The organism is Chloroflexus sp. MS-G, assembly GCF_000735195.1.
Lineage (GTDB): Bacteria > Chloroflexota > Chloroflexia > Chloroflexales > Chloroflexaceae > Chloroflexus.
The window spans coordinates 1-21,942 of record NZ_JPIM01000032.1; the positions used below are offsets into that span (position 1 = coordinate 1).

Annotated in this window: 19 protein-coding genes and 1 tRNA gene; 12 read left to right on the top strand and 8 right to left on the bottom strand. The window is 53.3% G+C overall.

The genetic code is table 11. The features are described from left to right. Nucleotides 1-289: 289 nt before the first annotated feature. The 10 genes from JE47_RS0107755 (at nt 290) to JE47_RS0107800 (ending at nt 9,363) form a co-directional block, all read left to right on the top strand. Nucleotides 290-907, top strand: a complete 618-nt coding sequence (locus JE47_RS0107755; protein WP_031459210.1) for an ABC transporter ATP-binding protein — start codon at nt 290-292, stop codon at nt 905-907. A 15-nt stretch (nt 908-922) separates the two neighbouring features. Continuing rightward, nucleotides 923-1,672 (top strand): heme exporter protein CcmB, encoded by a 750-nt coding sequence (locus JE47_RS0107760; protein WP_031459211.1) that lies wholly within the window; start codon nt 923-925, stop codon nt 1,670-1,672. A 384-nt stretch (nt 1,673-2,056) separates the two neighbouring features. Then, entirely contained in the window at nt 2,057-3,025 is a 969-nt protein-coding gene (locus JE47_RS0107765) for a cytochrome c biogenesis protein (protein ID WP_031459212.1), read from the top strand. Then, nucleotides 3,018-3,233 carry a CcmD family protein gene (locus JE47_RS0107770; RefSeq protein ID WP_028457947.1) on the top strand — a complete coding sequence of 72 codons (216 nt, stop codon included), beginning with the start codon at nt 3,018-3,020 and terminating at the stop codon, nt 3,231-3,233. The genes JE47_RS0107765 and JE47_RS0107770 overlap by 8 nt, the downstream gene beginning before the upstream one ends. A 13-nt stretch (nt 3,234-3,246) precedes the next feature. Continuing rightward, the gene (locus JE47_RS0107775; protein ID WP_031459213.1) at nt 3,247-3,666 is read left to right on the top strand and encodes a cytochrome c maturation protein CcmE domain-containing protein; all 420 of its coding nucleotides are present in this window, start codon (nt 3,247-3,249) and stop codon (nt 3,664-3,666) included. A 321-nt stretch (nt 3,667-3,987) separates the two neighbouring features. Beyond that, complete coding sequence (ccsA, locus tag JE47_RS0107780) at nt 3,988-6,339, top strand: cytochrome c biogenesis protein CcsA (protein ID WP_236631166.1); 2,352 nt, start codon at nt 3,988-3,990, stop codon at nt 6,337-6,339. 124 nt (nt 6,340-6,463) lie between these two features. Beyond that, nucleotides 6,464-7,642, top strand: a complete 1,179-nt coding sequence (locus tag JE47_RS0107785) for a J domain-containing protein (protein WP_236631167.1) — start codon at nt 6,464-6,466, stop codon at nt 7,640-7,642. A gap of 42 nt (nt 7,643-7,684) precedes the next feature. Then, nucleotides 7,685-8,521 (top strand): J domain-containing protein, encoded by an 837-nt coding sequence (locus tag JE47_RS0107790; RefSeq protein WP_236631168.1) that lies wholly within the window; start codon nt 7,685-7,687, stop codon nt 8,519-8,521. Nucleotides 8,522-8,557: 36 nt separating this feature from the next. After that, the gene (locus tag JE47_RS0107795; protein ID WP_028457941.1) at nt 8,558-9,241 is read left to right on the top strand and encodes a response regulator transcription factor; all 684 of its coding nucleotides are present in this window, start codon (nt 8,558-8,560) and stop codon (nt 9,239-9,241) included. Nucleotides 9,242-9,287: 46 nt separating this feature from the next. Continuing rightward, a tRNA-Gly gene (locus JE47_RS0107800) sits at nt 9,288-9,363 on the top strand. Nucleotides 9,364-9,548: 185 nt separating this feature from the next. Here the strand turns inward: JE47_RS0107800 and JE47_RS0107805 are convergent. The 5 genes from JE47_RS0107805 to JE47_RS0107825 form a co-directional block, all read right to left on the bottom strand. After that, complete coding sequence (locus JE47_RS0107805) at nt 9,549-10,451, bottom strand: STAS domain-containing protein (RefSeq protein ID WP_031459217.1); 903 nt, start codon at nt 10,449-10,451, stop codon at nt 9,549-9,551. Between the two features lie 129 nt (nt 10,452-10,580). After that, nucleotides 10,581-11,441, bottom strand: a complete 861-nt coding sequence (locus JE47_RS0107810; RefSeq protein WP_031459218.1) for an STAS domain-containing protein — start codon at nt 11,439-11,441, stop codon at nt 10,581-10,583. 20 nt (nt 11,442-11,461) lie between these two features. Further along, the gene (locus JE47_RS0107815; protein ID WP_031459219.1) at nt 11,462-12,313 is read right to left on the bottom strand and encodes an STAS domain-containing protein; all 852 of its coding nucleotides are present in this window, start codon (nt 12,311-12,313) and stop codon (nt 11,462-11,464) included. Between the two features lie 34 nt (nt 12,314-12,347). Further along, on the bottom strand, nt 12,348-13,790 hold the full coding sequence (proS, locus tag JE47_RS0107820; protein ID WP_031459220.1) for a proline--tRNA ligase: 1,443 nt from the start codon (nt 13,788-13,790) through the stop codon (nt 12,348-12,350). Between the two features lie 354 nt (nt 13,791-14,144). Continuing rightward, nucleotides 14,145-14,390: a hypothetical protein gene (locus tag JE47_RS0107825; protein WP_031459221.1), complete on the bottom strand. Its 246-nt coding sequence runs from the start codon at nt 14,388-14,390 to the stop codon at nt 14,145-14,147. Nucleotides 14,391-14,586: 196 nt separating this feature from the next. Between JE47_RS0107825 and JE47_RS0107830 the strand changes: the two genes are divergently transcribed. Then, a complete protein-coding gene (locus JE47_RS0107830) occupies nt 14,587-15,162 on the top strand; it encodes a DUF1997 domain-containing protein (protein WP_031459222.1) in 576 nt (191 codons plus the stop codon). Nucleotides 15,163-15,929: 767 nt separating this feature from the next. After that, nucleotides 15,930-19,469, top strand: a complete 3,540-nt coding sequence (gene pulA / locus JE47_RS0107835) for a pullulanase-type alpha-1,6-glucosidase (RefSeq protein WP_031459223.1) — start codon at nt 15,930-15,932, stop codon at nt 19,467-19,469. Nucleotides 19,470-19,840: 371 nt separating this feature from the next. On the opposite strand, the gene JE47_RS0107840 is transcribed toward pulA, so the two are convergent. The 3 genes from JE47_RS0107840 to JE47_RS0107850 form a co-directional block, all read right to left on the bottom strand. Next, nucleotides 19,841-20,029: a hypothetical protein gene (locus JE47_RS0107840; protein ID WP_031459224.1), complete on the bottom strand. Its 189-nt coding sequence runs from the start codon at nt 20,027-20,029 to the stop codon at nt 19,841-19,843. Nucleotides 20,030-20,533: 504 nt separating this feature from the next. Continuing rightward, nucleotides 20,534-21,184: a 5-oxoprolinase subunit PxpB gene (gene pxpB / locus JE47_RS0107845; RefSeq protein ID WP_031459225.1), complete on the bottom strand. Its 651-nt coding sequence runs from the start codon at nt 21,182-21,184 to the stop codon at nt 20,534-20,536. Further along, nucleotides 21,181-21,942 (bottom strand): LamB/YcsF family protein, encoded by a 762-nt coding sequence (locus JE47_RS0107850; RefSeq protein WP_031459226.1) that lies wholly within the window; start codon nt 21,940-21,942, stop codon nt 21,181-21,183. The genes pxpB and JE47_RS0107850 overlap by 4 nt, the downstream gene beginning before the upstream one ends.

Below are 21,942 nucleotides of genomic sequence, written 5' to 3' on the forward strand. Positions count from 1 at the left end.
CGGCGACGATGACGCCAAGCCCAACCCAGAGGAATGCTCCTGAACAATCAACAAACTTTCCGATCTACATTCCGCTCGTCAATCGATAATTGAACACACACACCGTATCAGGGCGCACTGCAACGCGCTCCGATACGGTGTGCAACAGTTTCAATTTCTCACTGCCAGACCGAGATTTACCAGAGTCATCACCGTTACCGCTGCAATCCTGGTATAATCTGCATACCACGCTCACCACCTTCCGGTGAAGCCTCTGTCAAGGGCAACGTTACCGCGAACATAACAGCATATGCAATTGTACGTCTCACAACTCAGTGCCGGGTATAATGCCCGCCTCATCCTACGCGGAATCAGCTTTGAACTCCACCGTGGTGAAGTATTGGTCGTCAGTGGGCCAAACGGCAGTGGTAAGAGTACTCTGTTACGCATCCTGGCTGGACTCCAGGTACCTGCTGGAGGTACCGTTTATTATACCGTTGGTCAACAGCAATTCGCGCCACGGAACGCCCGTCATCTTGTCGGATGGGTGGCTCCCGATCTATCGCTCTACCGCGAGCTAAGCGGGATCGAAAATTTACGCTTTTTCGCGCAAGTTCGCGGACTATCTGTGTCAGACACAGCGCTGTACGAGTTGCTTGATCTGGTTGGTTTGGGGCAGCGTGGTAACGACCGACTTGCCGCATATTCATCTGGCATGACGCAGCGCCTGCGTTACGCCTTTGCCCTGCTCCATCGGCCAGCAGTGCTTTTGCTGGATGAGCCGACGGTAACTCTCGACGAACGCGGAACGGCGTTTGTTGATCGAATCATTACGGCCCAGCGTCAGCGTGGCTTGACGGTGATTGCTACCAATGATCCACGTGAATTACGGTATGCAGATTTGCTGCTAAAACTGGCGATTGAATAGAGAACACAGGCCTATATGACGCAATCTGTTGATATAGACTCACCCGATACTGATATTCCGGCGTTACCGGCCAACGGTATTGCCACTACCTTGCGTGCTGCATGGGCAATCTTCCGCAAAGACATTGCCTGCGAATTGCGCACACGCTACGCGATCAACACGCTTTTACTCTTTGCCGTGAGTGCCACGACCGCGATCAGTCTTGGTGTTGGCTTTCTTGGCCTTCGTCGCACTCAAGAAGCTCTGCTTATCCAGTCGGCCCTCTTGTGGATTGCCCTGCTGTTTGCCGCACTCAATGGTCTGTCACGCAGTTTCGTCTACGAAGAAGAGACCAGAACGCTTACCGCGCTGCAATTGACGGCCTCACCGACTGCTGTCTTTTTAGGGAAATTTTGCTTCAACCTCACGCTGGTACTTACCCTCAATCTGGTGACGAGTCTACTCTTCATCGTCTTGCTGCGCGTTCGTGTGGGTAGTCCGTTCGCCTTTGGGGCTATGTTAACGATGGGTGGCTTAGCCCTGACCTCAGCGACCACCATTATCGCCGCTATCATATCTCGTGCCAGTTTCAAAGGTGCGTTGTTCGCCGTGCTTGCATTTCCTTTGCTGGTTGCGCCACTGATTGTTGCTATTCAGGGCACTGCCCAAACGCTGGAAAATGTCACCTTTGATGTTGTCTTTGGTTCGCTACGCTTCTTGTTTGCTTATGTGGTAGCGACCTTCACCGCGTCACTACTGCTGTTCCCATTTGTATGGGAGTCATAACTACCGGTCTACGACGCAACGTGTTTGAACATTCTCTTTCTCTTTCCGGCATCCGCACGTTCTAAGGCAGTCAAATAGCTCTGTTGTACGACTTATCAGCACACGCCAGGGAGCAGGTTGGGCACTCGCCCATACCCGTTCCTCTCTGATAATGAAGGGTATACCGGTGCGATCTCATTTTTCGCGTCGATTGTGCCATCACAATTCACAGTAGTCATGATACAATAGATTAGGCTTCCTTTAAGCCGATACGCGGTACACCCGTTAAATGATAGCAATATGCGCAATTGACACATATGACAAACGTCTCTTGTTTTTTTATACAATTCTGTTGTATGATGAGAATAGCAGAAAACCACTCCGCAGGCTAGAAAGTGAGTTGTCATGGTGCAGCGATTGGCACAGGCGGCAAAAATTGGCATCGGGTTGTGGATGGCTGGCGTAGCAATTGCAACCTTTTTAGTTGTACCGCAGTATGAAGGCTTAGGTGATGCCGGTCGCATTGTTATCGTCCACGTTCCCACGGCCTGGGTCAGTGTTGTTGCCTTTACCATTTCGGCTATCTTTAGTGGTTTGTACTTGTGGCGACGGCGTGAACGTGATGACCACATTGCGGTAGCCGCGGCTGAGGCTGGCCTGCTCTTTACGCTACTGGCTACTATCACCGGAATGATCTTTTCGCAAGTAGCATGGGGCATTTTCTGGAATTGGGATCCGCGCCAGACCTCAATCTTTGTCCTCCTCCTCATTTATGCCGCGTTGTTCGCGCTGCGTGCTGCTATTGACGACATCGATCGGCGCCGCCAATTGAGTGCGGTCTACTCGTTGTTCGCGTTTGTCACGATGCCTTTCCTCTTCTTTATTGCTCCCCGTATCGCTGACAGTACCCTGCACCCAAATTGTGCTTTTATTCAAGGTAGTAATTGCGATGGTATTGTCCTCGAAGTGGGCAAAGTCGGTCTGATCGGTGACCAGAAAGTGCAGTTGCTCGGTCTCGAGCGCAAGGGCAATCTGCTGGTTGCTGAAGTCAAGGTGAGTACACCCGGCTTGCAACGCGAGGCAATTCTCTATCCAAGCCTTGATCTGGTAGACGGTGGCATGGCTGATCGCCCAGAGTTTCCCGGCTCACGCTTCCAACTGGGGCTGGAAGAATACAATGAGGCGACTGGAGCAGTGCGGTTGAACATGGAAGCACCAGGCACAAATCTGTTAGAAAATCGGCGAACGCTCTATGTCTTCCTGGCTGCGAATCTTGGCTTTACCGCACTCCTTTTCTGGATGTTACAGGTTCGTTCACTGGTGCTTGACTTGCAGTGGGCAATTGCACAACGCGGGAGAGTAACGTATGGATAACGCCGCAATTTTTGTCGCAACCGCCGCAGTGTTATCGGTCTGGATCGCTATTTTTGTCTACCTCTGGCGGATCGACACAACGGCACGTATGTTGCAGCGAGAGCTACGACGTGAGCGTGAGCAAGCAGAAACAGCTTTGCCGAAAGCCGAAGTGAGTCGTGTGCGATCAACCGATGAGGCCGATGAGCCGGTTGAGCGCCGTTCATAATGTGAGGATAGGTATGGCAGTTGCAACTACTCCTGTTCGTCGTGGTCTGGCGATTAAGCCAATCCATGTTGCCGGCCTGGGCATTATTTTGCTGGCAATCGTGTACGGTTTGTTCGGTTTTCAAGAAGGGTTTCGAGCTTACACGACGAGCGTCGATGAAGCGATACGCAGTACTCGCAGCGTGCAGTTGGCCGGTTTTCTGGGGAGTACTGGCGAGATCGATGAGCAAGGTCGGTTTACCTTTATGCTGCAAGATGAAAATGGTAAACTGATCAAGGTGATCTCTGATGATCCACGTCCGGCGAACTTCGAGCAGGCGATTAGTATCGTTGCGATTGGCCGTTATGACCCGAACGAGCAGGCTTTTATGGCCGATGACTTGCTGGTGAAATGCCCATCGAAGTACCAGGAACTTAATCAGGCTAAACCTTGAGGTGGTTGCTAGATGTCCTGTCAGGCGTTGCTGAACTAGGCTAACGCCCGATGGTCACTGTGGCGTTTTGCGAAAATTGGGATCAAGCTATAAGCTACGCCGTAACAATCCAGCGACTGAACCTTTTTCACTGACCGGTACTTGTAGCGTTTTGAGAGATTGGTGTTCTGTACCGTATCAAGAGGGTGGGTTTGCGACCTGCCCTGCTGTAGCATTGGTTCCTGAAGAAGTAACGGCAGTACGGCATGAAAACGTTGTGATCACTAGAAAGTGTAACTTATGTATCTCTTCGGTACATTCCTTCTCATGACGAGCCTCGGTATGACCCTACTGGCACTCATTAGTTATGGACTGGTGCTACGCGGTCAGCGAGCAGCACTCAGCTACGCCAGGTTTGGGGTTTATGCGGCACTGGCCGGCGTTATCATGTCGTGGACATTGCTGGTTACCGTTTTCCTGGCTCGTCGTTTTGATTTGGATTACGTGTACAACTACAGCTCACGTGATCTGGAGTTCTTCTTCACCATTGCTGCGACCTGGGCGGGTCAGCCGGGCAGCTTTATGATCTGGCTCCTCTGGGGTGCCATCGCCAGTGTGCTATTGGTTCGTCGTACAAAGCACTTTGAGCCGTATGTACTGATGGTTGTGATGGCGATTCAGGCCGCAATCATTGGGTTCACGCTGGTGCTCAATCCCTTTCAGCCACTGGTTGATCCCAATACTGGTGTGGCTCTGAACCCTGGTGACGGACGTGGTCTGAATCCCTTGCTGCATAACTTCTGGATGATTATTCACCCACCGATTCTCTTCGTCGGCTATGCACTATCAATGATTCCCTTTGCGTTCGCACTGGCAGCACTTTGGCGCCGCGATTACGATACGTGGGTTAAACGAGCGCTGCCGTGGACACTGGCAGCCTGGACATTTCTGGGTCTTGCGCTCTTGCTCGGTGGCTATTGGGCCTATGAAACTCTGGGTTGGGGTGGTTATTGGGGCTGGGATCCGGTGGAAAACTCCTCACTGGTGCCCTGGCTCATTCTGACCGCTCTGATCCACGGTATGCTGGTGCAGAGAACCCACGGGAGCCTCCGCAAGACAAACTTAGTGTTAGGTTTAGCAACCTATGTTACCGTCTTTTATGCCACCTTCATGACGCGCAGTGGCGTGTATGCCAACTTCTCCGTTCATTCGTTCGTTGCTGAAGGTATCTTCGAGGGGCTAGTCGGCTTTCAGATTTTCTTGCTGGCGGTTGCCGTCGTCTCGTTAGTCGTTCGCTGGAACGATATTCCCTCACGTCCGCTTAGTGATAAGTTCTTCTCGCGCGATAGTTTCTTCGTCTTGGGAATTATCACCATTGTGATGACGGCATTGGTGGTTGGTATCGGTACCTCTATGCCGGTCATTTCGGCTATCCCTGGCGTAGGCCATACATTACAAGAGTGGATGGGGCGCTACTTCGAGTTAGACGACGGCACCTTGATGAATCCCCAGGCTCAACCGTTCGAGGATGGGCGCTTCTCGCTAGCTCCAAGTTTTTATCAACGTACCGTACCGCCGCTCGGTGTGGTTGCAATTGTGCTGTTGATCGTTGGGCCACTGCTCGGCTGGCGCGACTCTAATCTAAGTCATCTGCTCCGTGCTCTCCGTTGGCCAGCGGTATTGGCAGTCGTGGCTGCTATCGTCGCAATCTTCATTAATGTACGCGATGTTCTGTCGTTATTCTACGTTGCGGGTGGTGCTTTTGCATTCGGCACCAATCTCCTCATGATTATTCGTACATTGCGCGGTGGTTGGCTACGGATTGGTGGCTATCTCGCCCATCTGGGCTTTACGGTTATGGCCATTGGGATGGTGGCCTCGTCAGCCTACGCTACACCTGATACCCGTCTGACACTGTCGCCCGGCGAATCGGCTCGCCTGTTTGGCTACGAATTTATCTTTAACGGCTATCAGCTTGATGATCAGCAGCGCGGTGTGCTCGATGTAACGGTGAGCGATGGCTCGCGCACCTTTTCGGCCCGACCATACCTCTATTACAACCAACGAATGGGGGCGACGATGCAAACGCCCTCGATCCATAGCTATTTCTGGCACGATCTTTATATCTCGCCAGCCGGCTATGATCCCGAACGCGATCCGTCACGACCGGTCTTAGGTGTCGATCAAAGTGTCCAGATGGGGCCGTATACATTGACCTTCCGTGGCTTTAATATCGACCGCGAGGCAATGGTGCGCGGTGAGGCAAAAGTCGGCGCCCGAGTAGAGGTGATATACGAGGGACAGACGTTTGAGGTGGAACCACGAGTTGAAATTGTTCCGGATCCGACTACCAATGAAGGCAAGTTACAGTTTATCCCAGTAACGCTTCCTGGTGGTCATACGTTACGGTTGGCCGAACTCGATCCGACGAATCGGATGGTACTCCTCGAAGGTAGCGGCCCCGGTATTGATGAATTACCGGTTGTACCGGCCAAAGCAGTGATTGCGGTCAGTGTCAAACCGCTAGTTGTCCTGGTCTGGACAGGTGTGATTATTATGGTAACAGGAGGGGCTATTGCACTGGTCCGGCGCTACCTTGAAGGTAGTCTGGCGCTGGCTGGTGTCCGTGTCCGCTTGCCCAGGGCTCTGCCGGAACTGGCAGCACAAATGGGTTGGCGAGCTATCGGACGTTGAACGCTGTCCTCACCGGTTATCAGGTTCGTGAATACTCGATTCGGTCGGCGAGTGTCTGCATACGGTGCATAAACGTATTAAGCAAGTGAGGTAATAAGCAGTCACATCGATATGCTGACGGGATGTGGTGACAGATGAGGATGGAATAGTCGCGGTTGGTGGGTCGGCCCGATGGCCGCCAATCGCGACTATTGTTGTGAGCACTATGACTGACTACTACGAAATTTTACAAGTTCACCCAAAAGCTGATGCTGAGGCGATTCGCGCAGCCTATGAGCGGTTGCGGGAACGGTATGCTCCGGAGCGACTTGAGGGAGCGGCTGAAGAGTTGGTTGATCTGGCGCGTCAGCGACGCGAAGCTATCGAGCGGGCATATGCTGTCTTGAGTGATCCGCAGCGGCGGGCTGAGTATGATCGGCAACTGCAAACGATCCTTCAACCAGCACCACCGCCGGTATCGGCGACCGCTCCAGCGGTTCCTGTCAGCGAGGATGATGACAATCTGATCGATTACCGGCCACTGCCACCCGCGCGGCGCCAGGAGCGCCCACCGGGCTTTAATCCACAGCCATACCTGAGTCGTAGCTCACGAACTGTATCGGTTCGGGGGCGCACCGTCCAGCGCCAGCAACCCGTCTGGCTGCTACCTTCACTGGTGGTAGCTGCGGCGACGTTTAGTATCGTTCTCGGTACACTGATCAGTACTGCGCTGGTTGCACAACCCGCAACTTCTGGTGCTAATCCGACAGCAACGGTTGTACCGCCGACGCCGACGTTCCGCGAAATTCTCGATCAGTTTGAAGGGCAGGTTATTGCAGCGCGTCAGGTGACCGGGCAAGTTCCAGATAACCCTAATGCCTGGATCAACCTTGGCAATGCCTTGTTCGATAGTGTGGTGTACGTGCGTGAACAGCTCACCAACGGTAATGCCGAGGCGCAGCAGATCTATCAAGAACGCCTGCCGCGCTGGTTAGAGGCTGTTGAAGCTTATCGTAAAGCACTTGAGCTACAGCCCGACAATAATGCTGTTCGGGCCGACATTGCTGCCAGTCTTTGTTACTATGGTATCGATACCAAGAATCCGCAGCGTGCCCAGGAAGGATTGGCAGAAGCAGAAAAAGCCCTTCAGGCTGCGCCACAAGATGCGCGAGTGTTGCTTTCGCATGGCATTTGCCTCGTTGCTGTCGATCCGCCACAAACCGAACGCGCCATTCAGCAGTGGCAGCTCGTGTTGTCTATTCCCGGCGTAAATCAGGGATTGCAATTGCAGGCGCAGATTCTGATCAATGAATATAGTCAATAAAAAGCGTTAGCTTTTGGTTAAAGGTATGCTACAATTGCATCTATGACTAGACAAAATTATTACAGCCTATTAGGTGTGACGCCAGAGGCCGATCAGGCAGACATTGATGCTGCCTACGAACAACAACGGCAACGATATGCACCGGAACGGCTCGGCGATCTCGCCGATGACCTGCGGGCAGTCGCTCAAGAGCGGTTGGCCGAGATTGAGCGAGCATATGCCGTACTCCGTGATCCAGAACGACGGCGCCAGTACGACATCAGTCAGGGTTTCATCCCGTCAACTCCTCGACCGGTGCGCCGTGAACCGGGTCGTCGTGAATTGCTGAGTGCTTTCGCCTTCGCCTTTGTTGCCGTAGCAATTGTTGTGGCAGTCTGGATGTTTACAAACCGTGAAACATTGAGCGGTCAGGCGATGGGTGAAGTTAATCGTCCGGCACCCTCGTTTACAGCTCCAGCATTGCGTGGCGGTACTATCGAACTAACGCAGTACCGTGGCAATGTTGTTGTACTCAACTTCTGGGGAACGTGGTGCGAACCGTGCAAACGAGAATTGCCAGCTTTGCAGCGGGCATACGAACAATTCGCCGGTCAGGGTCTGATGATCATTGGCGTGAACCTTACCGATGATGAACAGGTGCAAGGGCGAACCGTTGCAGATGTGGCAGCATTCTTAGATCAGTATAACGTGACATATCCAATCGCACTTGATGTTGACGGTACCATCACCGAGGCCTATCGAGTGTTTCCGCTTCCTACCAGTTTCTTCATTACACCTGACGGGCAGATTCGCTATGTTCACATCGGTGAACTCACCTTTGACGACATCGCTGTTCGATTCACCGAGTTACGAGCTGGCAGCAGTGGTCAATCGCGGTGAGGCGACTAAAATCGGTCACAGCAAATGGAGAACTTTATGGAACAGACCAAGACCATTCTGGTTGTCGATGACGATAATCATTTGCAAGAGCTGGTACGTGTGCGGCTTGAACAGGAAGGCTACGGTGTTCTACAGACGAGTAGTGGCATAGAGGCGATGAAGATCATCCGTAACCAGCGGCCTGATCTGGTGATTCTTGATATTATGCTGCCCGATCTTGATGGTATGATGGTCTGCCAAAAAGTTCGGGAATTTGCTTCGCTACCGATATTAATGCTTACTGCTAAGACTGAACCGCATGATGTAATCACGGGTCTTGATTACGGCGCTGATGATTATCTTGTCAAGCCCTTTAATTATGATGAATTACTGGCTCGGATTCGTGCTCTGCTCAGACGAGTACCGGCGGTAAATCGTCCGCTCGTCGTCGGCCAGAACTTGATTAGCATCGATCAGCGCAAGCATGAGGTGCGTGTGCGCGGTGAGCTGGTTGACCTGACGCCGACTGAGTATCAACTGCTGCTGGTACTGGCTGAACACGCTGGTGAGGTAGTTACCCACGAACAACTGTTACGTGCGGTTTGGGGGAGCGATCAGGTACGCGATAATGATTACCTGAAGGTTTATATCTGGCATCTGCGACGCAAAATCGAGCATGATCCGCGCCAGCCCCAGATTTTACTGACCGAATGGGGAGTTGGATATCGGCTTGAACCATGATTGACAGGTAATGCTGAGCGTGCTATACTTATATTCGCTAACAAATGCGGGAGTAACTCAGTTGGTAGAGTGTGTGCTTCCCAAGCACAATGTCGCGGGTTCGAGTCCCGTCTCCCGCTCCAATATCCTCTGACCGATCTGGTTAGAGGATTTTTTATTGCTCTTTCGCATTCATTCGCAATGATAGTCGTGTGCTGCCCGTTGTTCAGTCTGTAGCAATACCCCATGTCGGGCAAGATTGGCCTTTCTTCTCCGTTGATGACAGGAAAAGTGATCGAAGTACGGTGATAGTCTTACTACTCGTGTTTCACGCTCGTCCCAAACGAGCATGACGTTGATCGGTCAACGATGCGATTGGTCTGATAGCGCGTCCTACATAACGCAAGGCCAGCTCTATGCCGCTTTGAAGGGTTGCTCCAACTGTCATCTTGCTCAAATCAACCCCAAGCTGAACGATTGTCTGCGCAATTTCTGGGCCAATCCCAACCATAATGATGCGCGCACCGAGCAACTGAGCGGCCCGTACCGTCTGTAAAAGATAATTGGCGACCGCAGTATCGATCACAGGCACACCGGTGATGTCGATAATGACGATGTCGGATTGACGCTCAGCAATTGTGGTCAGTAGCTTTTCCATCATCTGACCAGCACGAAAACTGTCGATAGCGCCGACCAGTGGCATGACCAGAATCCCTTCGTACAGAGGGAGGATTGGCGTACCCAGCTCACGAATCGTCTGTTGCTGAGCGATAAGCTGCTCAGTCTGGTCACGCCATTGAAAGTGCAATTGATGGTAGGTCGTGTTAAAGCTGGTGACAAGGGCCTGCCGAAATTGCATCAGCATATCTTCAACTGTTCGTACTGTCTCAACGTTACAGTCTGGATGTTCAGCGGCAAACTCCTCGAGAGCTTCCCAGACCAGTACGCGAAAGACCTCCATAGCGGTTAGCACATCATCGAGAGCGAAACCGGTATGAACGCGCATTTCACCCAGCGCCTCGGCGTAAGCTAACAGGGGTAGCATGTCTCGTGTGCCAATTGCTTCGGCTAGTGTTTCAACCGTCATCCTCATCGACGGCAGTAATTCTGCGGTGTCAAGCCGGGCGTAGCTGGTGCTCTGTTGTTGCACCTGTTGACCCAATTTGAATACGATTTCGTCACATCGGGCAAGGAGAAAATCTTGCAGTTGAGTAAAAATGTCGGCTGCCATCGTGCGACCTCCTTGTCGCCAGCACGCTTTGTCAATGCGTCGGATTTTCTGGTATGTGAATACAAAAAACCCTCTGCTTGTGCTGCGGTTGTCGGTAGTAAACCGTTTGCAGGGTAGCAGATTTATAGACTATGCTATTGGTCTGATAGCGCGTCCTATCCGACTGAGAGCCAGCTCGATTCCGCTCTGCAACGTAGCCCTAACCTCAATTCTGCTCACATCGACACCGAGCTGCACCATGGTCTGAGCGATTTCAGGCCCGATTCCGACCAGAATCACGTGTGCACCGATCAACTGAGCTGCGCGTGCTGTCTGTAAGAGGTAGTTAGCAACCGCGGTATCAATGACGGGGACACCGGTAATATCAAGAATAACAATATCTGCCTGCCGCTCGGCAATTGCGGTCAGTAGTCGCTCCATCATCTGACCGGCGCGAAAACTATCAATTGCCCCGACCAATGGCAAGACAAGGATGCCTTCGTAAAGTGGCAGAATCGGGGTACTCAGCTCGCGGATTGTTTGTTGCTGCGATTCGATTTGCAGCGCCTGATCACGAATCTGGAACTGCATCTGACGGTAAGCAATACTAAAGCTGGCTAATAGCTCTTGCCCAAAGGCATGGATCGCGTCTTCAAACCGCTTCGCATGAGCTACCGTGATCGTATGGTACTCGCGATCAAACGCTTCTATCAGCTCCCAGGCTACGTGCCGCAGCTCATTGAGCGCCGTAAACATATCGGCAGCGATAAAACCACTACTTGCTCGTGCTTGACCCACCGACCGGGCATGACGAAGGAATGGTTCCAGATCACCAGTTCCAATCGCTTGAATAAGCGTTTTCAAAGAAGTGGTAACTGCCTGCAGCAGAGCTGCGCGATCCATTGCCGCATAATTTGGCTGTTGGGCACGAAGGCTATCAGTAAACCGTTCAGCAGTATCAGACAGGTGTGCTTCACAGAAGGCAACGATGTGAGCGATGACCTGAGGCATGACAACTTCACCGTAAATGATTAGCGAATTGCAAATCCTTGCTGACGCAATGCCAGCTCGATACCAGCCTGGAGATTAGCGCCAATCTGAATCCCGCGCAGTTCTACGCCGAGCTGAACGATGGTCTGGGCAATTTCTGCACCGATACCGACCAGAATGACCTGAGCGCCAATCAACTGAGCCGCACGTGCGGTCTGTAAGAGATAGTTAGCGACCGCGGTATCAATAACGGGTACGCCAGTGATGTCAAGAATCACAATATCTGCCTGCCGCTCGGCAATTGCGGTCAGCAGCCGTTCCATAATCTGACTGGCGCGAAAGCTGTCAATGGCACCGACCAGCGGTAAGATAAGGATACCCTCGTAAAGTGGCAAAATTGGGGTACTCAGCTCACGGATCGTTTGTTGTTGAGCAGCAATCTGTTCAGCCTGATCGCGCAACTCTTGCTGGAGCGCAATCATCGCCTGACTGTAGCCAAGTAACAACAAACGACTGAATTCGCTGATCGCGTCTTCAAACCGCCGCACGTCACTAATCGCCAACCGATCACTCCCGAATTCGGTGAGTTCTTGCCAGCAAAACTCGCGAATCTTGGTAACTACCACCATCATATCATCAAGCGAAAGTCCCATTTCGGCCCGTCGCTTGCCGATCTGAGGAGCCCATTCGCTGATCGGTCCGTTGTCATTGTCACCGAAGAGCGTGCAAATAGTCGTCACTGAACGTTCCAGCGCCGGACGGAGCTCGGCAGGTGGAATACTGGCATAGCCACTACTATGTTCCTGAACAGAACGCAGTAATCGCTCGCTTGTTTGGGGCAACCGCTCGCGAATAAACGTGGCCAGATTCTTTAGTATGGTATCGATGCTCATATCTTCATCTTTCCTAGCCGAACGGGGCCAGCCACTAATAAGCTCGTGCAAAGATTACCTGGCGATCAGTTTCGCGACCAGTGTAGACACAACGTCCCACAACGCCCGGCTGTTCAAGTGGAATACAGCGGATCGTTGCCCGTGTTTCTTCCTGGATCCGTTTTTCATCCGCAGTATCACCAGCCCAGAATGCGCGGGCAAAACCACGTTCAACCTGCGCCTTCAGTTCATCGTAGGTGGAAACGTCAGCCGTATGCGCTTCTCGGAACGCGAGCGCACGTTGGAAGAGAGCCGTCTGCATTTCTGCCAGTAATGCCTCGATCCGTTCTATCAAACCGGCCTGTGGTACAAAACTCTTCCCGGCTTTACCGGGCAGATCGCGACGTGCGAGCGCTACCGTCTCTTTAGCGACATCTTTTGGCCCAACCTCAATGCGAACCGGTACCCCTTTCAACTCCCATTCGTTAAACTTGTAGCCCGGACTGTAGTTATCGCGGTCATCAACCTTAAAGCGCAGGCGCCCTTTCCAGGGAGCGGTCATGCGTTCAATCGCCGCCATTACTGTACTGCGCTCTTCGTCGTTCTTGTAAATCGGCACCACGACTACCTGAATGGGAGCTAATTTCGGCGGTAACACCAGCCCTTCATCATCAGAGTGAGTCATGATCAACGCTCCGATCAGTCGAGTGCTCACTCCCCAGCTAGTTGTCCAGGCATATTGAATGGTGTTGTTTTGATCGGTGAACGTGATATTGAAGGCACGGGCAAAATTCTGACCGAGATTATGTGACGTACCGGCCTGTAAAGCTCGCCCATCCTGCATCATCGCCTCGATACAGTACGACCGCAGCGCACCGGGGAACTTCTCTTTTTCGGTTTTGAGACCACGGATCACCGGTACTGCCATCTCTTTCTCAACAAAATCGGCGTAGACTTCGTGCAGGATGCGCAACGTCTCTTCTTCTGCCTCAGCCTCGGTTGCGTGCGCCGTGTGCCCTTCTTGCCACCAAAACTCTGCCGTGCGCAAGAATGGACGAGTGCGCATTTCCCAGCGCATCACATTGGCCCACTGGTTGTAGAGCAACGGCAGATCGCGGTACGAGCGGATCCACTTGCTGTAGAAGTAGCCGATAATCGTCTCACTGGTTGGTCGAATAACATACGGTTCGGCCAGCTCTTCGCCGCCGGCACGGGTCACTTCAGCTACTTCTGGCGCAAATCCCTCGACATGCTCTGCTTCTTTCATAATGAAGCTTTTTGGAATGAGCAATGGGAATTGGACATTGGAGTGGCCGGTTGCCTTGATCCGCTCATCAAGCTCACGCTGCATAAGTTCCCAGATCGCCCAGCCGTGAGCTTTGACGACGATACAACCACGTACCACTTCTGCCACTTCAGCCAGATCGGCTTCACGGACAATATCGAGGTACCACTGGTTATAGTCTACACTGCGTGGAGTAATAACATCTTTTGGCATGCCGTTTCCTCGGGCTGATGGTCACATTTCCTTGGCAGGATACGCCACTGATTCTTCTTCGCTTATTATAGCTTACTTGCCGGAACTAGTTGCAAGCGACCGATTCCTTATTCAGAGAGGGCTGAAGCGTCTTTTTTTGCCTAACAGTGGGATTGCGTGAAAAGGGAGAGGGATGGATGGGTTCTCAACCCATCCACATCAATGCGTAATGTGCGGTGACTACAAGGTGCGGGCCATCGTCCGGTATGCCCGATCAACATAAGACAGGTGAAGGATTTGCCTTCACCTGCCCGAACAAGCACAGTATCTTTGTGCAATTCCCGAACTCAGTAGGACACCTCTCGTATCCCGCTACTACTTCTTCAACTCCTGCTGAATAGTAGCCATGATACGATCAACGTCGAGACCTGCTTCCTTAGCCAACCGAATCTGCTCAAGTAAACGGGCCTGTGCTTCAGCCAATCGGCGTTGCTGATCAACCTTCTCTTGCTCACGGTCGGCTTTGGCCTGCTCTTCTGCCCATTGCCAGACCTGTTCCCAAAAGAAGCCTACTTCGCGGAACATCATCTCAAAGATGCCGCCACTGTCTTTCACAGCCATTGATCGCTCCTTCCCGCCGCTAGCCTGGCTGCGGACTGTCATCGCGGTTCTGAGAACATTTTATTACGTAAGAAGCAAAACGTCAATCCTGGTTCTACTTGCAGAAAGCGCTTGGAGATGCTATACTGACGGCAATTGATGTCATATATGAAAAGTGTGTTTGTCCGAATGTTCGGATGAACGCTGAGGAGCGTCTATGTCGGCGCCCTATTCACCCTCTGTAACCAATGAAGAGCATCGCCGGGCAGTCGATCTCAGCGGTGCCGCCGTTCATCTGTTTCGTTTCAATGGGCCGCTCGATCTGGCTTACGAGTATTTCTGTGACATACCTGCGGTCTTCAGTCTGCTACCCGACGTGATTGAAGTCTTTGCGTATGCCCCCAACCGCTACCGGCTGGTTGTAGGGGCAACTGATGGCCATGGTCACGCGATGGCCGGTTACTTTGATATTGCAGCGGTCTTTGAACCACACCGCCTGATTCGCATTGTACCGGTTGATGATGGACCACCGATTGACCTCTCTGGTTTTGTGTTTCCCGGTCAGCTCTTCGCGGAAGCGGTATTCTATCCTCATGCGCACATAACCGAGGTTGAATATGCTGTGGAATTGGCAATGACGATCCCGGTGCCGAGAGTTCTCTGGTTTATGCCCGGTCATGTCTTGCAGTCAATCGGTGAGCGGGCAATGGAACATAAGATGAACCATATGATCAGCGGTTTCTCACGAGCCATTGACGCTGACTTCCATACCTGGATTAGAGGTGAAGGCTAGGAACGCGAATTGGATGCACCGGTGGTTTCCGATGCGGGGTAGGGTAAAGCAGTGCCCTAACATACGTACCGGGGGTATGGGCAGATACTGGCCCAGCCCTATTCCTGAGACCCGCACCTGATCTCAAAATCGTACTCGATGCCCTGCATCTTTCGCAACAGAATCTTTTGGATAGGCCTGCGGTGCCTGATCAAAACTCAGCTTTCTCCTTGGGCACGTCCCGTACCCGTGTGGCCATTGCGTGAGGAGGTGCCAACATGCTTTCCCGCCAGCAACGCTCCGTCTTCCCTTCCTTGCCTCGTGTGGAAGAGGAAAGGGGCTAAGGGGGAAGGTGAGGGGCACCAGGTGTGCGCCGCAGCACCAGCGCTGAACCCGGTGCTATCCATTTCTATCGCGGCGAAGAGACGCCTGCGTTGCTCGCCACCGTTCCCCGCACCAGGCTGGAGATGCTATGGTCGCGTCTCGGCAAAAGCCCAGATTGTTGCTGAGGCGCGTCGTTTCTCGCTCCTTCAGCCGACGCCCCACAGCACAACAGATGAAAAGTGACAATCAGCCTGATGCCGATGGAGTCGCCTGATGAGATAAGACGACGCCCTATCCTGCTGAGTGAACCGTGATGGATGGGTGCAGCGCCCTGCGCCTTGACACATGCATCCTGGCAGGCGAGGAACGGTACCGCCGTGCGCCGATGATCACCACAGCGTCATCAACATTGTGCTATACTATGCGCAAATAGTTTCGCTGCTAACTAACTCCAGGTGAAGACTATGAGACTCGCTGTCTTGCCCCGGCGCACCGTATCGGCAATCACGGTCATCTGGTTGCTCTGCTGGTTATTCATTCAGACTCCGGTGTTAGCGCAAACCACGCCTGATCCTAAAACCGTCACAATACCCGGTACCATCCAGAGTGTTCTGGGATGCCCTGGTGATTGGCAACCGTCGTGTAGTGTGACGTATTTGGCTTACGATCCGGCAACCGATGTGTGGAGTGCCCGCTTTGAGTTGCCTGCTGGCTCCTACGAATACAAGGTTGCTCTCAACGATAGTTGGGCCGAAAATTACGGCTTGAACGCCCGCCGTGATGGGCCTAACATTCCGTTACAGGTGCCGGCACCGACGACGGTACGCTTCATTTATGATCACAAGACGCATTGGGTTACCGACAGCATTAATACTCCAATCATCGTTGCAGTAGGTGATTTTCAGACTGCACTAGGGTGTCCGGTCGCCAACGATCCGACGTGTCTTGGGGCATGGCTGCAAGACCCCGACGGCGATGGTCTATTTACGTTTACAACCAATCGCATTCCGGCTGGTGAGTATCAGTTGCGGCTGGCAATTGGTGAAACACTAACCGGCGCAATTGGTGAAGGGGGGCCTGATGGAGCGCCCTTTACGATCACTGTCGCCGAGGGTGGTGAGGTATACATTGGTTACAATGTTGGGAGTGGTGAAGTGACGATTTCAACGGCTGGCGCACCTAAAGGCGATATTTCCCGCGCCCGTGCATACTGGGTGAACGCCGACACTATCGTTTGGAATGTCATCGGTACGCCACGTTACCGCTATGCGTTGTTTAGTGACCCAACTGGTGCAATAAAACTGACCCCCGAAGGTGTAGTGGGCGGGCAGCGGATCGATCTTACATTTTCGCCAGCGGGGCCTGGGTCGGCGCTGAAACAATTCCCCCATCTAGCCGGATTCAGCGCGTTCAAGTTGCCTCCGCTCGACCGTGCTCGCTTGATTGGTCTGACGCGCGGTCAATTGGTGGTGGCAATGTATGACGAAAATGGTCAACCGCTCGATGCAACACGGGTGCAAATTCCCGGTGCACTCGATGCTCTCTTCCCTTACGATGGCCCGTTGGGGGTGACCTTTGAAGATGGTCTGCCAACCATTCGGGTTTGGGCGCCAACTGCTCGTCAGGTGCGTTTACACCGTTTTGCTGATGCCAATCCCGAAACTCGTGCGGTTGTCCTGCCGATGACACTCGATGCAGCGACCGGAGTCTGGAGTATTCGCGGTGAGGCAAGTTGGATTGGGCAATACTATCTGTTTGAAGTTGATGTCTATGTACCGAATGTTGGGCGCGTTGTGACAAATCTGGTGACCGATCCTTATTCGGTGGCCTTAAGCGCCAATAGTACGCGCAGCCAGATTATCGATCTGAATGATCCGGCTCTACAACCGCCCGGTTGGGACACGCTGCGTAAGCCACCACTTGCTGCACCGGAAGATGTTGTGCTCTACGAATTACATGTGCGCGACTTTAGTATTCTCGACGAGACCGTGCCGCCTGAACTGCGCGGAACGTTCCGGGCATTTACGGTTCGCGACAGCATTGGGATGCGCCATCTAGCCGATCTTGCCGAAGCTGGCGTGACGCACGTGCATCTCTTACCGGTATTTGATATTGCGACGATTGAAGAGATTCGTGAACGGCAAGTACCGCTCCCCTACGATCAGTTACGGGCACTTCCGCCCGACTCACCTGAACAACAAGCTATCATCGAACCGATCCGCGACCTCGATGGTTTCAATTGGGGGTATGATCCTTTCCATTACTCGGTGCCAGAGGGTAGCTACAGTACCAACCCCGATGGGCCACAACGCACTTTGGAATTTCGCGAGATGGTGCAAGCGCTCAACGAAACTGGCTTGCGCGTTGTCATGGATGTCGTCTACAACCATACCAACGCCAGCGGCCAACATCCGCGTTCGGTCCTGGATCGGATTGTACCGGGTTACTACCATCGGCTCGATGCTGATGGCAATGTCACTACCTCGACGTGCTGTCCCAATACTGCTACCGAGCACCGTATGATGGAGAAGTTAATGATCGACTCGGTCGTGCTCTGGGCAAAGTATTACAAGGTCGATGGTTTCCGCTTCGACTTGATGGGCCATCATATGAAAGACAATATGCTGGCCGTTCGGGCAGCTCTCGATGCACTGACTCTTGAGCACGATGGTGTAGACGGCAAATCTATCATCTTGTACGGTGAAGGTTGGAACTTCGGTGAAGTTGCGAACAATGCTCGTGGTATCAATGCGACCCAATTCAATATGGCCGGTACCGGCATCGGTACCTTCTCTGATCGGCTGCGTGATGCGGCCCGTGGTGGTGGCCCGTTCGATGATCCACGCTTACAGGGTTTCATTTCTGGTCTGGCGACCGATCCGAGCGATTTTCCGCAGGGTACCCCTGATGTCCAACGGATCAAACTGCTGGCCGAAACCGATCTGATTAAGCTAGGGTTGGCCGGTAATCTCAAAACGTACCGCATGATCAACTACGAGGGACGCCTTGTAACGGGTGAGCAGATCAAGTACCGTGGTGCTGCTGGCGGTTACACCCTTGATCCGCAAGAGCAGATTGTTTACGTTTCAGCTCACGACAACGAGACGCTGTTCGATGCTGTGCAGCTCAAGGCTGCCGCTACGACCTCGATTACCGAGCGAGTGCGGATGGCCCAACTCGGCCTTTCGCTCACAGCACTGGCGCAGGGTATTCCCTTCTTCCACGCCGGAGATGAGTTCCTGCGCTCGAAATCGCTCGACCGCAATAGCTACAACTCCTCCGACTGGTTTAACCGAATTGACTGGAGCGGCCAGGAAAATACCTTCGGTTCAGGGTTGCCACCTGCCGGTGATAATCAGAGTAACTGGCCCATCATGGCACCGTTGCTAGCTAATCCTGAGTTAAAACCCGATGCTCGGCTGATGCAAGCTACCTACGAGCACTTCCGCGAGATGCTTCGCATCCGGCGCAGTACCCCTCTCTTCCGCCTACGCACGGCTGCTGAGGTCGAGCGTATGGTGTCGTTCTTCAATAACGGCCCTGATCAGATTCCCGGTCTAATTGTTATGAGTATTAGCGACAACGGCCCAAATCGGCTTGATCCGAATATTGGTCAGGTGGTTGTCTTGTTCAATGCCCGGCCAGAAACGGTAACCATCACCATCCCCGAACTGGCTAACGGCGATCTGCGTCTGCACGATGTCCAGATCGCATCGAGCGATGAACGAGTCGCCCTATCACGCTACAATGCTGACGGGAGCTTCAGTGTGCCCGGACGGACAACAGCCGTCTTTGTCGGGCCACGGCCACTAGTAGCGGCTCCCCTGGTACCACCTACGGCGACGCCAACTGTCGCACCCGAGGCACCTGCTGTAACGCCTGAACCACAGCCGACGCCGAGTGGGAACACGGCTCCGGGTTGGCTGTGGATTGTTCTACTTGTCATTGCCCTGGTTGGCGCAGGATTGTTTGTTGCTCGCCGGAATAGGAGTAGATCGCAATGATCAAGGATGGGGCGTAGATCTGCTACGCCCTATTCCTGGTGTTACGCCATCGATTGCCCGATGCAGAAACGTGATCCCGGCCAGGTATCGTTCGCAGGAGAGAGCGTTCTCCGACAATTTGGGGTGATTCACTGCTTTGCCCTTACGAATGAACCCCAACGTGCAGGATTCGGCACTGCTTTACCCACTGATTACTGAATGGCCCGCGTTGATCGGTGTCCGAACGTGGTCCGGGATCGTAGGAGATGACGCTTGATAAAGGGTCAACATTTGATGACCTTCATCTCCCGCAACAGGATATTTCGGATAGGTTCTCATACTAGTCAAGCAGAACGGTGGATCAGCGAGGGGGCAGCACTCTCTACTGTGGTTTACCGAGGCACCAGCCTGGGTACGCGGGCCTCTGGCCCGCCGGTGCGGCGAATGGTTGAAACCGATTGGGAAGCGATCAGCGCCGTAATGGTTAGGGAACCGTTGGCGGGTAAGGTATGCGTCTCCGTGATGAGCTGGAAGAGGGTTGCACCGGTGTCAGCGTTGGTGCTGCGGCGCACGGCTGGCACGCCCTCACCTTCCCCCTGGCCCCCTTCCGCTCCCACACGGGGAGCGGAAGGGGGGACGTGGGGGGCTGGTGCGAACGCATGGTGGCCCGCGCACGCAATGGTCGGATATGCCCGGTACGAGCCTCATGCAACATCCGGGTTTTTGATCAGGCTCTTAGGTCTCCTACATACGGGGGATGGGGTGAACAAGTCTTATCGGCAAGCTAGCGGAACGTGCCTTCGTTCTTTCACTCAGGGTAGGATATGGGCCACAGGCCCGAGCACCAGGATATACGGTTTTCATGAATAAAGAAGTATGTCTGAAAAACTCTTGTGTTCCTAATCGTTCTCCCCTTTCCTCGCAATGTGGAAGGGGGAAGGAAATGGAGGCCGTGCCGTGAGCCGACCTGCACGATTACATCAGACAACCGTTTAGTTGGGGGGCTTAGCCTGTTCACATTAGGACGCGAGCCAGAGGCCCGTTCGCCCAGGTTACGAGGTCATAGGAGTGTTTTCAGACACTCTCTAAGCACTCTCATCAACCACAAACTGTACCAAATCACCGGGTCGTAATAAGGTTGGTGGATCTGCTGACGGATCAAACAAACGCACGTTGGTACGTCCAATGAGATGCCAGCCGCCCGGTAATGTTGTTGGATAGATACCGGTCATACCGGCGGCAATAGCTACTGAACCTGCCGGTACTGCCGGGCGAGGCGTTGCCCGTCGTGGCAGGTGAAGCACCGGCGGTAACCAGCCTAAATACGGATAGCCGGGAGCAAAGCCAATCATCAAGACCTGTTGTACAGTCGTCGTATGTAGTTCAATCACTTCAGACGGTGTCAGCCCTATTTGTTTCGCCACATCATTCAGATCCGGGCCATCATCACCACCGTAGCGCACTGGAATAGTTATCTTGCGCCCAGAGGATGTGATGCGTGGGGCAGGATTACGCACCAATTCTTCCAAACGGGCGAGCAGTTGGTTGCGATCAGTAACGAGTGGGTCAAAACAGACCAGCAGTGAATCAATTGCTGGGATCAGATCAAGCACGCCGAGCGGTGGATCGTGTTCTAAAGCAGCCATAGCCGCCAGCGGTGCACTACTAGCAGCCGATGATGATGACCATCGGATCAAAAACGCTGCTTCGCCAAAGGGATCAACTCGCCCGCTCATCGTTGTGGTGACCGTACTGCGATTCCGGCGGCTTCCAACCCACGGCGTAATGCCGCTGCTCGCGCTGCTGCCCCTGGAGTATCGCCGTGCAAACAAATGGTGTCGGCTTGTAATGGTACCGCTGTACCATCGACAGCGACCACCATCCGGTCACGAACGATCTGTAACGTCTGTGCCAGACACTGGGCTGGATCAATGATCAGCGCATCGGCATGACGCCGGTCGCGCAATCGTCCGTTAGCCTCGTAAGTTCGGTCGGCAAACGCTTCGGCCAGTACCGGTAGACCAAGCTCGTGACCAGCAGCGATCAGGGCTGAGCCGGCTAACCCAACCAGCGCTAACTCACGACTGAATGCAGCAACTGCCCGCGCAATTGCCATTGCTACCACCATATCCTGGGCAGCCACATTGTAGAGCGCGCCATGGGGTTTAACATGACATAACTCAACCTTTTCGGCGCATGTGATAGCAGCGAGAGCGCCAATTTGTGTCAGAACCCAGTTTTCAATCTCGTCGGAGGTCAGCGGCAAGACCCGCCGCCCAAAGCCGTGCAGATCAGGGTACGAAGGGTGAGCGCCGACTGCTACCCCCAATTCGCGACAACGCCGTACTGTCTGGCGCATAACCATCGGATCGCCAGCATGACCACCGCAGGCGACATTGGCTGAGCTAACGAATGGCAAAATGCCTTCGTCATCACCTACTCGAAAAGCACCGTAACTCTCACCACAATCGCAATTGAGATCAATAGTGAGCAT

What these genes read in the sequence shown, in the direction of transcription:
- JE47_RS0107755 (WP_031459210.1), top strand. Translation starts at nt 290, where the DNA reads ATGCAATTGTACGTCTCACAACTCAGTGCCGGGTATAATGCCCGCCTC.
- JE47_RS0107760 (WP_031459211.1), top strand. Translation starts at nt 923, where the DNA reads ATGACGCAATCTGTTGATATAGACTCACCCGATACTGATATTCCGGCG.
- JE47_RS0107765 (WP_031459212.1), top strand. Translation starts at nt 2,057, where the DNA reads ATGGTGCAGCGATTGGCACAGGCGGCAAAAATTGGCATCGGGTTGTGG.
- JE47_RS0107770 (WP_028457947.1), top strand. Translation starts at nt 3,018, where the DNA reads ATGGATAACGCCGCAATTTTTGTCGCAACCGCCGCAGTGTTATCGGTC.
- JE47_RS0107775 (WP_031459213.1), top strand. Translation starts at nt 3,247, where the DNA reads ATGGCAGTTGCAACTACTCCTGTTCGTCGTGGTCTGGCGATTAAGCCA.
- ccsA (WP_236631166.1), top strand. Translation starts at nt 3,988, where the DNA reads ATGACCCTACTGGCACTCATTAGTTATGGACTGGTGCTACGCGGTCAG.
- JE47_RS0107790 (WP_236631168.1), top strand. Translation starts at nt 7,685, where the DNA reads ATGACTAGACAAAATTATTACAGCCTATTAGGTGTGACGCCAGAGGCC.
- JE47_RS0107795 (WP_028457941.1), top strand. Translation starts at nt 8,558, where the DNA reads ATGGAACAGACCAAGACCATTCTGGTTGTCGATGACGATAATCATTTG.
- JE47_RS0107805 (WP_031459217.1), bottom strand. Translation starts at nt 10,451, where the DNA reads ATGGCAGCCGACATTTTTACTCAACTGCAAGATTTTCTCCTTGCCCGA.
- JE47_RS0107810 (WP_031459218.1), bottom strand. Translation starts at nt 11,441, where the DNA reads ATGCCTCAGGTCATCGCTCACATCGTTGCCTTCTGTGAAGCACACCTG.
- JE47_RS0107815 (WP_031459219.1), bottom strand. Translation starts at nt 12,313, where the DNA reads ATGAGCATCGATACCATACTAAAGAATCTGGCCACGTTTATTCGCGAG.
- proS (WP_031459220.1), bottom strand. Translation starts at nt 13,790, where the DNA reads ATGCCAAAAGATGTTATTACTCCACGCAGTGTAGACTATAACCAGTGG.
- JE47_RS0107825 (WP_031459221.1), bottom strand. Translation starts at nt 14,390, where the DNA reads ATGGCTGTGAAAGACAGTGGCGGCATCTTTGAGATGATGTTCCGCGAA.
- JE47_RS0107830 (WP_031459222.1), top strand. Translation starts at nt 14,587, where the DNA reads ATGTCGGCGCCCTATTCACCCTCTGTAACCAATGAAGAGCATCGCCGG.
- pulA (WP_031459223.1), top strand. Translation starts at nt 15,930, where the DNA reads ATGAGACTCGCTGTCTTGCCCCGGCGCACCGTATCGGCAATCACGGTC.
- pxpB (WP_031459225.1), bottom strand. Translation starts at nt 21,184, where the DNA reads ATGAGCGGGCGAGTTGATCCCTTTGGCGAAGCAGCGTTTTTGATCCGA.
- JE47_RS0107850 (WP_031459226.1), bottom strand. Translation starts at nt 21,942, where the DNA reads ATGCTCACTATTGATCTCAATTGCGATTGTGGTGAGAGTTACGGTGCT.